This window comes from Nocardiopsis oceani (assembly GCF_054777395.1).
Map to the genome: position 1 here is coordinate 24637 of NZ_BAAHAR010000039.1, position 11681 is coordinate 36317.

Consider the following 11681-nt stretch of genomic DNA (forward strand, 5'->3'; position numbering starts at 1 on the left):
GGCTCTCCTGCGTCGGCCTGCGGCCCCGAACGAACACCCCGCAGACCAGGAGGCCGCCTTGCTCAGAGCACGACTTCGCCAACACTCCCAACTCGTCCTCACCGAGGTCAGCAAGCGGTGCGACGACCACACGGTCCTCGACCGCGTCGATCTCACCATCAGCCCCGGCGAACGGGTGGGCGTCATCGGGGACAACGGATCCGGTAAGAGCACACTCCTGCGCCTCTTCGCCGGGGAGGAGGTACCCGACAACGGCGATCTCACCGTCCGTACCCGTGACGGGGTCGGCTACCTGCCGCAGACCCTGGAACAGGTGTCCGGCGGAGTGCTGGCCAGCACGGTCGGCGACAGGTCGTGATGTCGACGTATCTCTTTGTCGACTTTTCGGATGGCCCATAAGTCGACTTATGTATTGACCGATATGATCGATGGTGCCTCTCACTGCCACACCCCGTATTCAAGACCCCGCGGCACGGGGAAAGGGGGCTGGTGGCTACCCGGGCGCCATGTCGACGAATCGACTGTAGTGGCCCTGGAAGGCGACGGTCACGTCGGCGGTCGGGCCGTTGCGGTGCTTGGCCACGATGATGTCCGCCTCGCCGGCGCGCGGCGACTCCTTGTCGTGGACGTCCTCCCGGTAGAGCAGGATGACCATATCCGCATCTTGTTCGATAGAGCCCGATTCGCGAAGATCCGACACTTGTGGGCGTTTATCGGTGCGCTGTTCGGGACCACGGTTCAGCTGGGACAGCGCCACCACGGGCACCTCCAGCTCCTTGGCGAGGAGCTTGAGCGAACGCGACATTTCGGAGACCTCCTGCTGACGGCTCTCCACCCGGCTGGGCGAGCTCATCAGCTGGAGGTAGTCGACGATCACGAGCTTGAGGTCGTGCTGCTGCTTGAGGCGGCGGCACTTGGCCCGGATCTCCATCATCGACATGTTCGGTGAGTCGTCGATGAACAACGGTGCACTGGCCACCTCGCCCATCCGTCTGGCCAGCCGCGCCCAGTCCTCGTCGGTCATCAGGCCGGAGCGCATGGTGTGCAGCGGAACGCGCGCCTCGGCCGAGAGCAGGCGCATGACGATCTCGTTGCGCCCCATCTCCAGGCTGAAGAAGACGGACGTCATCTCGTTCTTGATGGACGCCGCACGCGCGAAATCCAGGGCCAGCGTCGAGTTGTGGGTGGGCACCATCGATCGCGTGGCGAGGAAGAGGTGGTCCGGGTGATCGACCTGGACACATCGCACGGGCACACTGTCGATCAGGCGCGCATCGGTGATGAACCTCGACCCGATACGCGAGTGGGAGCGGCCCGCAGACCGTTCACGGTGCGCGGCCTTCTTGCGTTCGATTCCGAAGACCTCACAGTCGGAGCTGAAGGTCAGGGTGTAACAGACAGAGCTTGCCTCAGTCCGCCCTTTGACCCTCTTGGTCGACAGGCCGGTGCGGTACCCCAGGCTGTACGCGAGTTCCCGGAAGTCCATCGCCAAGCGCTCACTGGTCACGGCGAACTGCACCGAACCGCTCGCGCTGACGGTGCCGTCACTGTCCAAAAGTCCAGCGAGGAGAGCCTTTCGCTGCGCGATCGAAGAGCGCAGGTACTCGGCGGGGATGTGCTTGTTCCCCAGTACTCCCAGGGTCCGTAGCCGCGCCTGGGCGCTCCCGTGGTCAGCGGTGCACTGGCGGCACCGGGAGCTGGAGAAGCAGGGGCGGCCGCAGTCGGGGCAGCTGGTGTGCGGAACCGGCGCGGACATGAAGCGGGCTTTGCCTCCGCAGGATTGCCCGCAAGTACGCACATGCGGCAGTTTCGGGATGAAACCGGCCCCGCAGACGACACAGGTCTTCTCTACGGTCTCGACCTGCTCGGTCGGAAGGAAGACCCCGTGGGTCATCGTCGCCCGGCCGATCGGTTTGGTCACCAGCCCTTCCATCTCGATGTTGATGAGGACTTCCTGGTCGTCCGTGGTGATACGTGCTGCTTGCGAGGCACCGTCGCCCAGCCAAATGCCCAGGAAATAGGGCGGGAGGTGCAGGTCCCGCTCGGGGAGGTCCAGAGGTTCTGTGTTGTTCACCGAGTGGTTCAGCCTACGGTCAGCGGTCTCCAGGCGCACGGTACGAGCGATCTCCGCCGTGGTCCGAACGGCTGGCAGGACTTTGGGGGCTGTTCCCTTGGCCCGCGCCTCCTGCACCGCTCGACGAGAGGCCCGGGTGTGGGTCAACCACTGGTGTTGGGCGTCCGCCACCACCACGGTGCCGTCGTCGAAAGTGATCTCGTAGCAGGGACGATCGTGCATCACGTCCGTCGTGGCTACCACCCGGGCAGGGCTGCCGTCGGCTGCGACGAGTTCGTCGCCGACCTGTACCCCACCCATGGTGGTCCAGCCGTCCGGGGTTGGCAGGGGCGTGTCCAATGCCAGTGCCTTACCCACGGCCGGCCTAGCGGCGATGATCACCATCTGGCCGGGGTGGAGGCCGTTGGTCAGCGCGTCGAAATCGGCGAAGCCCGTCGGCACACCGGTCATGCTGCCGTCGTTGGCGCCGATGGCCTCGATCTCGTCCAGGGCACCGGGCATGATGTCACCGAGGACCACGTAGTCCTCGCCTGTGCGCTTCTCCGCGACCTTGTAGATCTCCGCCTGCGCGTGGTCGACGAGGTCGTCCACCTCGCCATCGCCCACGTAACCGACCTGGGCGATGCGGGTACCGACCTCGACCAGGCGGCGCAGGACGGCTCGGTCCGAGACGATCTTGGCGTAGTAGCCCGCGTTGGCCGCGGTGGGGATCGCCTCGGTGAGGGTGTGCAGGTACGGTGCCCCGCCGACCCGGGTGGCCTCGCCCCGCTTGGTCAGCTCCGCGTTGACGGAGATGGCGTCGACGGGCTCGCCCCTGGAGAAGAGGTCGACGACGCTCTCATAGATGATCTGGTGCGCCGGGCGGTAGAAGTCCGCGGAGCGGATGATCTCGACGACCTGGGTGATGGCGTCCTTGGAAAGCAGCATGCCGCCGAGGACGCTCTGTTCGGCCTGGATGTCATGGGGTGGGGTGCGCTCGTATCCGCCTTGTTCAGGTGGTTGCTCAGCGACACTCACGTATTACTCCCCACACCGGCCGCGTGTGCGACCCGGGCCGGGCCGCCCTCCCAGGATGCCCCATCCCGGACGCGGAGGGCGCCGTCCGACAGACCTGTGGACAAGTCCGTACCATCGCATCCGGGACCCCGCAGGGCATTGCACGCGCAGGTTGTGCACATCACCTGTGGATAACTTTCCCGACAGGTGACAATAACCCTCTTGAGCTGCGAAAACACCGGTGCATACCGGGGTGTGCAAGATGTCTCACAGAGAGGCTTTCCACAGGTTATCCACAGGCTTCTCAGCCCTTGTGGATAACCTCACTCCTCCCCTCGAACGCCTGTCCGGTAATGTGGCTCCGTCATGCCCACACTCCTCTCGGCGGCCCCCTTCCGGCACCGCCACGACCGCGAGATCTTCGCCCTCGCGATCCCCACGTTCTTCGCGCTGATCGCCGAACCGCTCTTCCTGCTCACCGACTCCGCGATCGTCGGCAGCCTCGGCACACAGGCACTCGGCGGGCTCGGGGTCGCCGGTCAGGTCCTCCTGACCCTGGCCGCGGTGTGCATCTTCCTCGCCTACGGGACCACCGCCGCCGTGGCCCGCAAGTTCGGCGCGGGCGACCTTCCCGGCGGCATGCGGGACGGTGTACACGGCCTCTGGCTCGCCCTCCTGCTCGGAGTGGCCGCGATCGGGATCGGCTGGCCGCTGGGCCCGTGGATGATCGACCTCCTGGGCGCCTCCCCCGAGGTCGCGCCCTACGCCCTCACCTACCTGCGGATCAGCCTGCTGAGCACACCGTTCCTCCTGGTCATCATGGCCGGGACCGGGGTGCTCCGCGGGCTCCAGGACGCCCGGACCCCGCTCGTGGTCGCGGTCGCTTCCTACATCGGCAACGCCGTGCTGTGCGCGGCCTTCGTGTTCGTCTTCGACTGGGGCATCGCCGGTTCGGCCTGGTCGACGGTGCTCGCCCAGGGCGCGGGGGCGTTCTGGTACCTGGCGACCATCGCCCGGTCGGCTCGGCGCGAAGGTGTGTCCCTCCTGCCGACCGCCGCCGGCCTCCGGACCTCCGCGTCGGCCGGGTTCGCCCTGTTCCTGCGCAGCGTGTCGATGCGGGTGGTCGCGCTGGTGACGACGGCGGTCGCGGCCAGGCTCGGCGATGACTCGATCGCCGCGCACCAGGTCAGTTACAACATCTGGGCACTGATGGTGTTCGCGATGGACGCCATCGCCATCGCCGGGCAGTCGATCGTCGGGCGCTACCTGGGCTCTGGCGACGTGCGCGGCACGAAGGACGCCACGCGGCGCATGGTCGAGTGGGGCGTGATGTCGGGGGTCGTGTTCACGGTCCTGGTTCTGCTCGTACTGCCCTGGGCGCACGTCCCGTTCACGTCCGACCCCCGCGTGGCCGCACTCATCATGGCCTCCCTCGTCGTGGTGGCGCTCATGCAGCCGCTCAGCGGGGTCACGATGGTGCTCGACGGCGTCCTCATGGGTGCCGGGGACCAGCGTTACCTCGCCTGGGCCTCGCTGTGGACGATGCTCGTCTTCCTGCCCTGCGCCCTCGTCATCCCCCAGCTGGCGTCCTCCGATCTGTGGGGGCTCGTGGGGCTGTGGATCGCCTTCTCCGTCTGGATCCTGGCCCGCGCCGTCACTCTCGGGCTGCGGGCGCGGGGCGATGCCTGGCTGGTCACTGGAGCGACCCGGCCCTAGGGCATACCGGGGCTGACGCACCGAAAGCCGCCCCTGCGGCGGGCAGCAGGGGCGGTTGTGCTCGCGGCTGTCAGGGGGACGTGTCGAGGTCCCCGACGGTGGGGCCGTGGTAGAAGGTCGCGACCCGCTCCGCCTCCGGGACGTCCGGGAAGTTCGGCAGCTGGTCCAAGCTCAGGTCCTCCCCCACGACCCGGCTGAGGTGGCTGAGCTGCTCCCGGAGCCGGCTCCCGACGTCGTCGCGCAGCTTCGGCAGCATCGCGTAGAGCTCGTCACCCGGGCATGCGGTGGCGTTGTAGTCGCGGTGGCCCACGATCGCGTCCTGCGGGTCCAGCTGGTAGACGAGGCACAGCCAGCTGCAGGTGTCCACCAGTGCCGAAACCAGGCTTCCGGGCGGGGCCGCCGACGAGTAGGTGCCCTCGTTCTCGATCCCGATGGTGTGCGAGTTGTGGTTCGCGGTGTGCGCTCCGAGCGCATGCCGGCCGTCCTGGATCGCCTTGAGGGACTGGTCACGCCCCTCCATGATGTGCCCGCCGCGGCTGATAGTCAGCTGCTGTCCGGTATCGTCCCACCCGTTGCTGTCCATGTGATAGCTCTGAATGGATCTCGACAGGCTGGCGGCGTGACTGGTCGACGTGTCGGACACGTTCCCGGTCGCGGTGTGATGGATGACGATGTGGGTCGGCGCTTCGGCCAGCACCTCGATCGATCCCCGGGGCGAGCGCGCACCCCAGTCCGACCGGGTGTAGACCTTGGGCATCGCGGCCGCGGAAGCCGGTCCCACCGCCGAAACCCCCATCGTGCTACCGAGAAGCACTCCCCCGGCGGCCAAGGCCGCTCCTCGCAGCATGGTCCTGCGGTCCACCGCCAGCGGGTGGTTGGTTTCGGGTCGTCTCTCAACGGCCATCGGTATGCTGTCCTCTCCGTGCGGAGCATCGCGGGACGCGACGCAACACAGAGAACACGATAGGTTACATAGAGTGTTCAACCGGTGCTTTTCACATTTTCTGCGTGTTCGGACCCGCGTTGCCCGGAACGCGGAGAACCCCGCCCCTGGCGAAGAGGGACGGGGTCCGAGACCGGAACGGTCAGGTCAAGGGATGATCCCTAGACGCCGACGATGTCCAACTTGATCGTCGCGGCGACCTCAGGGTGCAGGCGGACCTGGACCTTGTGGTCACCGACGGACTTGATCGGGTTCTTGATCTCGATCCGGCGCTTGTCCAGCTCGGGACCGCCGGTGGCCTTGACGGCCTCGACGATGTCCGCGGGCGTGACCGAACCGAACAGACGACCACCCTGACCAGCGCGCTGCTTGAGGCGCACGTTCAGCGCACTGACCCGGCCGGCGACCTGCTGGGCCTCGTCCAGGCTGCGGATGTCACGCGCCTTGCGGGCACGCTGGATCAGGTCGATCTGCTTCTGACCGCCACGGGTCCACCGGATGGCGAACCCACGCGGCAGCAGGTAGTTGCGGCCGTAACCGTTCTTCACCTCGACGACGTCGCCGGGGGCTCCGAGACCGTTGACCTCGTGGGTCAAAATCAGCTTCACGACAAAAACCTCCCTCGGATATCGACGCTAGCGAGCGGTGCTGGTGTAGGGCAGCAGGGCCACCTCGCGCGCGTTCTTGATCGCGGTCGCGACGTCGCGCTGGTGCTGGGTGCAGTTGCCGGTCACCCGACGGGCGCGGATCTTGCCGCGCTCGGAGATGAACTTACGGAGAAGCGTGGTGTCCTTGTAGTCGATGTAGGACTGCTTCTCCTGGCAGAAGAGGCAAACCTTCTTCTTGGGCTTGCGCGCTGCCGGCTTAGCCATCGTGGTGCTCCTTCGCAAGAGCCCCGGGGTCTTCCCGGGGATGGGCTGGGACATGTGAGTACTGGCTCGGCGCCCCTGGACGCCGGGCCGGGTGTTACGCGGGGTGGACGCCGGTTAGAACGGCGGCTCGTCGGAGAAGCCTCCGCCGCCGCCACCGAAACCGCCGCCACCGCCGTTGGTCGACCACGGGTCGTCGGCCGGGGGACCGCTGCGGCCGCCCTGGCCGCCCTGGCCGCCCTGGCCGCCCTGCGGGCCGCCGAAGCCGCCACCCTGGTTCCCGTAGCCGCCGCCCTGGGGCTGGCCGCCACCGAAACCGCCGCCCTGCTGACCGCCGAAGCCGCCACCCTGGCGCTGCGTCTTCGTCACCTTGGCGGTGGCGCTGCGCAGAGCCGGGCCGACCTCTTCGGCGTCGATCTCGTAGACGGTCCGCTTCTCACCCTCACGGGTCTCGAAGGACCGCTGCTTCAGGCGGCCTTGCACGATGACGCGCATGCCGCGCTGGAGGCTCTCGGCCACGTTCTCCGCGTACTGCCGCCAGACGGTGCAGGTGAGGAACATGGACTCGCCGTCCTTCCACTCACCTGCCTGGCGGTCGAAGGTGCGGGGCGTCGAGGCCACACGGAAGTTGGCGACCGCGGCTCCACTGGGCGTGAAGCGCAGCTCAGGGTCGTCGACGAGGTTGCCGACGAGCGTGATCTGGGTTTCGCCTGCCATGGATCGGCTCCGGTTCGAGATAGTTCGGATCAGGCGGTTTCGCCTGCTCCCCGCATCATCCACGCCCCTAGAGACAGAACAGTCCTGGGGCCGAAAACGGAAGGTGCGGGGTCAGGGGGTCAGGGCACCGGGGTGCCTAGTGAACCTCGGGACGCAGAACCTTGGTGCGGAGCACGGCCTCGGCGATGCCGAGCTGCCGGTCGAGCTCCTTGACCGTCTCGGGCTTGGCGGTCAGGTCGATGACCGCGTAGATGCCCTCGGAGTTCTTCTCGATGTCGTAGGCAAGACGACGCTTGCCCCAGATCTCCGTCTTCTCGACCGAGCCGCCGTCGTTGCGGACGACACCGAGGAAGTTCTCCAGCGACGGGGCGACCGTGCGCTCGTCGAGGTTCGGGTCGAGGATGACCATGATTTCGTAACGACGCATAGGCGTACGTTCCTCCTCTGGACTGTTGCGGCCATGGAATCTCCATGGCAGGAGGGCAGGAGCCCGGGGTTTCGCCGCCCCGGCCGGGCTGGGGCGCACCGCTCGGGCTCTGAGCCATACGGGAGCCAAGGTTACCAGCAGCGGAACACCGCCGAGGCGGTTTGTGGAGTACCCGACCAGCGTTCCCGCACAACGGAGCACGTCGCCCGGGAACGGGAACGCGTCGCCCGGGAACGGCGGAGGGCCGGCGCCGGAGGGTTCACCTCCGCGCACCGGCCCCCGCCACAGCTACCGACCGATCATTCCCTCGGCCTGATCAGACTGTTGTTGCGCTCGTTGTCCGGGCCCGGGAGCCAGGGCCCCTCGTCGTCTTCGTCATCGTCCTCTTCGCACTCCGGATGCCCGGGATCGATCTCACAGTCCACCTCTTCCTGACCGTCGTCCTCCTCACAGGTCGGGTCAAGCGGGTGACACTCTTCCGGGTCCGGCTCCAGCTCGCAGTCGGGTTCACGCGGGTCGCAGTCCGGCTGGGTCGGCTCCTCGCTGGGCTCCTCGGTCGGAACCTCCTCAGGCTCCTCGGTCGGGGTCGCCGTCGGCGTCGGCATGAAGCTCTCGTCCTGGCCCACCCACGCGGGTTCCGGGAACGACTGCGGATCCTCGCCCTCCATGGCGATCTCCATGAACTCCTTCCACACCTTGGCCGACGTGGTGCCACCGAAGATCTCGCCCGCGTTGGCGTCGAACTCCAGTGGATCACCGCTACGGCGGCTGATCCCCACTGAGGTGGACAGCTGTGGTGTGTATCCGACGAACCATGCCGAAACAGCGTCGGAGGAGGTACCGGTCTTACCGGCCACGTCCCGGCCGTCGTTGAGGGCCGCTTCGCTCGCTCCGCCCTCGACGACCGCCTGCTGCATGGCGTAGGTGGAGTCCGCGGCGACGTCGTTGGGGACGACCTCGGTACCGCTTTCCAGCTCGTCCTGGTCGTTCGGCGTACGGACGTTGCCCTCGCCGTCGACGACCTCGGTCACCATGTGCGCGGGGAAGTGGCGCCCCTCTGCGGCGAAGGTGGCGTAACTGCTGGCCATGTCCAGGGCGTTGACCTGGTGGGTGCCCAACGCGACAAGCGGCCCCAGAGTGGAGGTCTCCTGGCGGGCCGGGTCGACACCCATATCCACCGCGAGCTCGTCCACTCGGGACTCCCCGACCCGGATGGCCAGGTCCACGAAGCTCGTGTTCACCGAGTCCGCAGTGGAGTCGATCAGGTCGACCTCGCCGTAGTCGACGTCACCGGAGTTGTTCACCGGGCTCTGCAGCCCGGGGAACTCGCGCCCGTTGTCACCGTCGAGCACGGTGCGCAGCCCGATCTCGTCCATGAGCGCGCGGGCGAGGACGTAGGGCTTATAGGCCGAACCCGCCTGGGTCTGGTGGACCAGAGAGTTGTTCTCCACCTCGGCGACGTTCGGGCCTCCGTTGAACGCGACGATCTGGCCCGTGTCCGGGTCCACCGCAGTCAGGCCCTTCATCGTGTCCTCGGCCTCACCCGGGGGCAGGATGTCGAAGGCGTCGGTCGCGGCGTTCATCAGGTCCTCGTCGAGCGAGGTCTTGATGACGTACCCCTCGGTGGCCAGTGCGCCACCGTCGATCTCGTAGCGCTCAGTGACCTCTTCGAGCACGGCCTGCCGCACGTAGCCCAGCCTCGGGTCGCCCTCGGTCTCCTCGGGGTTGTACTCGACGGTCTCGGGGATCTCCAGCGCGTCGGCCTCGGCTTGGGGCAGGCCCCGTTCCCCGTCGGTCTCCTCGTGCATCTGCGCGAGCTGGCCCTGGAGGTAGGGCCAGCGCTCCTCGTTGAGGTACGTCTCGGTCCAGGAGCCTTCGGCGGGGTTCTCGAAGTTGCTGGGCATCTGGATGACCAGGCCGAGGTAGGCGCCCTCCGCGTGGTCCAGCTCGCTCACGCTCTTGTCGAAGTACTCCTGCGCCGCCATCTCGATACCCGAGGCACCGCGGCCGAAGTAGATCGTGTTGAGGTACATCGTGAGGATCTCGTCGTGGTCGAGCTGCTGGTCCAGCTTGATCGCGATGAAGATCTCGCGGATCTTGCGGGTCAGCGGCTCCTCGCCCTCGAGGTCGCTGTAGTAGTTGCGGGCCATCTGCTGGGTGATGGTGGAACCGCCGCCGGCGTCACCCCGGGAGAGGATCGCCCGGCCGATACCCATGAGGTTGATGCCGCGGTCCTCGTAGAAGGTGCGCTGCTCCGCACCGAGGACGCCGTCGACGACCTCCTCGGGGATGTCCTCCCGCTCGACAGAGACCCGCTGGACCTCACCGGTGGTGATCGCGAGGTCTTCCTCGCCCTCTTCGCCGGCCCACATGATCTGGGTCGCCGAAGCGGTCTGCTCCGCGTTCGTCGTCAGGTCGCCCTGGTCGGGCGCCATGGCGTACAGCACCGCGAAGGCGGCCACGCCGCCGATGAACATCAGCCCGCAGAACGCCAGTGCGGGCTTCCAGGCCTTGGACAGGAAGCGCTTGAACCAGGGGCGGTCGTCGGGCTCGTCCGCGCGGGGACGGCGGCGGCCACCGCCGCGGCCGCCGGAACCCCGGCCTCCGGCCCCGTGGGCGGCCGCACGACGGCCCTCGGCGCGGGCTCCGTGCTCTCGGTCGCGGGGGTCACGGGGGCCCGCCGCACGACGGCGTCCACCGGCGCGCGGGTCGTCCGGACGGCGCCGGGGGCGGTCACCGTCCTCCGGACGGCGCGGACGCTGCCCGTCTGGACGGGGTCGGGGTCGTCCCCCCTCCCCTGGCCGACGGCGCGGACGCTCCCCGTCTTCGGGGCGCCGCCGCTGCCCGCCCTCGGCGCGACGGCGTCCGCCCTCGGGGCGCGGACGCCCTTCGGAGCGCGCCGCCTCACCTTCGGGACGGGCTCTGCGGGATCGCGGAGGAGGCTGGTCATCGCCCCAGAAACCGCCCTCGGAATCAGGTCGGCGCCGTCCGCCCGCACGCTCTTCCCGGGGAGGGCCAGAGGCCCTACGCCCTCCGCCGTCGCCGCGCGGACCGTCGTCCGGGCCCTCAGCCCGGCGACGGCCGCCTTCGGCACTCCGTCGTCGTTCGGTACTCACGTGGTCCTCGATTGCCTCTCACGGCCGGTCGGCCTGACGATTCCTTGGTGGAAACGGGGGACGGTCCCCCTGGGGGATCGGTGATTCGCGACCTGTGGCGGGGGCACCGGCTCGATGCCGGGCCGGGCTGGCGTGTTTCCACCGCTGTTGCCTGTCGTTCAAGGCTTGATAAAGGGACGCCCAGCTGCGGGGGAAGGTTTTCAACAGGTCGCGAAGACGTTAGCCGCTACTTCCTCCTGATCGTTGGCCTGCGGGAGCACTGCCCCGTGCCGTCGGTGCTCTGTTCCGACGTGAACGCCGCCGCGGCGGTGGCTTCGTTCGGGGTCTCTACCGGCTGCGCACGCAAATCAAGGGTCACGTTAGAGCGAGCAAACAGTATAGCACAACCCACGCGCGAGGGTATCGCGCACTTCCGAACTTCTCGTCACCCTGTGCCAGGAGCTGCTTGTCCGCGCAGTCCAGGACACCCGTGTCCGGCGATTCGCGACTGTGTGAGCACGGTCACCGGCAAGGGGCCGGGGGCGTTTGCCCAGTTGGTGGACGCCCATGTGACATTGCGCGCCAGCGGGCCCGCGGAAGCCGCCGCATCACCCTCACACGCGGTCACTCTGCCCTCCCGCCTGACACCTGTGACATGCAGCCCCACGGCAGAGCAAGGATAGAGTCATAGCCGAACAAACCAGCCAGACATGCACAGTTCTCCCTCGTAGTCGACGGCCGTGAAGGGGAACAGAACCGTCGTGCGCGCTGCTGACCACATACGGGATACGAACGCAGGATGACGAGCCCCGGACCGCCGTCGGCGCGGGCCCGTCGCCGTGCG

The 11681-nt window shown here is 67.8% G+C and carries 8 protein-coding genes and 1 pseudogene; 2 read left to right on the forward strand and 7 right to left on the reverse strand.

The genetic code is table 11. The annotated features are described in order from the left end of the window. Positions 1–58: 58 nt before the first annotated feature. Positions 59–310, forward strand: a pseudogene (locus ACYVDG_RS22670) (ATP-binding cassette domain-containing protein); the annotation flags it as partial. A gap of 183 nt (positions 311–493) precedes the next feature. Here the strand turns inward: ACYVDG_RS22670 and dnaB are convergent. Beyond that, positions 494–3091, reverse strand: coding sequence for a replicative DNA helicase (dnaB, locus tag ACYVDG_RS22675; protein WP_460757299.1), 2598 nt, complete (start codon positions 3089–3091; stop codon positions 494–496). Positions 3092–3436: 345 nt separating this feature from the next. Between dnaB and ACYVDG_RS22680 the strand changes: the two genes are divergently transcribed. Then, positions 3437–4786, forward strand: a complete 1350-nt coding sequence (locus ACYVDG_RS22680; protein ID WP_460757304.1) for an MATE family efflux transporter — start codon at positions 3437–3439, stop codon at positions 4784–4786. A 70-nt stretch (positions 4787–4856) separates the two neighbouring features. Here ACYVDG_RS22680 and ACYVDG_RS22685 read toward each other — a convergent pair whose 3' ends face one another. The 6 genes from ACYVDG_RS22685 to ACYVDG_RS22710 all read right to left on the reverse strand — a co-directional run bounded on the left by ACYVDG_RS22685 (position 4857) and on the right by ACYVDG_RS22710 (position 10858). Then, entirely contained in the window at positions 4857–5690 is an 834-nt protein-coding gene (locus ACYVDG_RS22685) for an N-acetylmuramoyl-L-alanine amidase (protein WP_460757307.1), read from the reverse strand. Between the two features lie 200 nt (positions 5691–5890). Further along, positions 5891–6337, reverse strand: a complete 447-nt coding sequence (gene rplI / locus ACYVDG_RS22690; protein ID WP_460757310.1) for a 50S ribosomal protein L9 — start codon at positions 6335–6337, stop codon at positions 5891–5893. Between the two features lie 27 nt (positions 6338–6364). Next, positions 6365–6601, reverse strand: coding sequence for a 30S ribosomal protein S18 (gene rpsR, locus ACYVDG_RS22695; protein WP_013155832.1), 237 nt, complete (start codon positions 6599–6601; stop codon positions 6365–6367). A gap of 114 nt (positions 6602–6715) precedes the next feature. Next, positions 6716–7315, reverse strand: a complete 600-nt coding sequence (locus ACYVDG_RS22700) for a single-stranded DNA-binding protein (protein WP_460757313.1) — start codon at positions 7313–7315, stop codon at positions 6716–6718. A gap of 136 nt (positions 7316–7451) precedes the next feature. Next, positions 7452–7742, reverse strand: coding sequence for a 30S ribosomal protein S6 (gene rpsF / locus ACYVDG_RS22705; RefSeq protein ID WP_460757317.1), 291 nt, complete (start codon positions 7740–7742; stop codon positions 7452–7454). A 299-nt stretch (positions 7743–8041) separates the two neighbouring features. Continuing rightward, positions 8042–10858 (reverse strand): transglycosylase domain-containing protein, encoded by a 2817-nt coding sequence (locus tag ACYVDG_RS22710; protein WP_460757322.1) that lies wholly within the window; start codon positions 10856–10858, stop codon positions 8042–8044. Positions 10859–11681 lie beyond the last annotated feature (823 nt).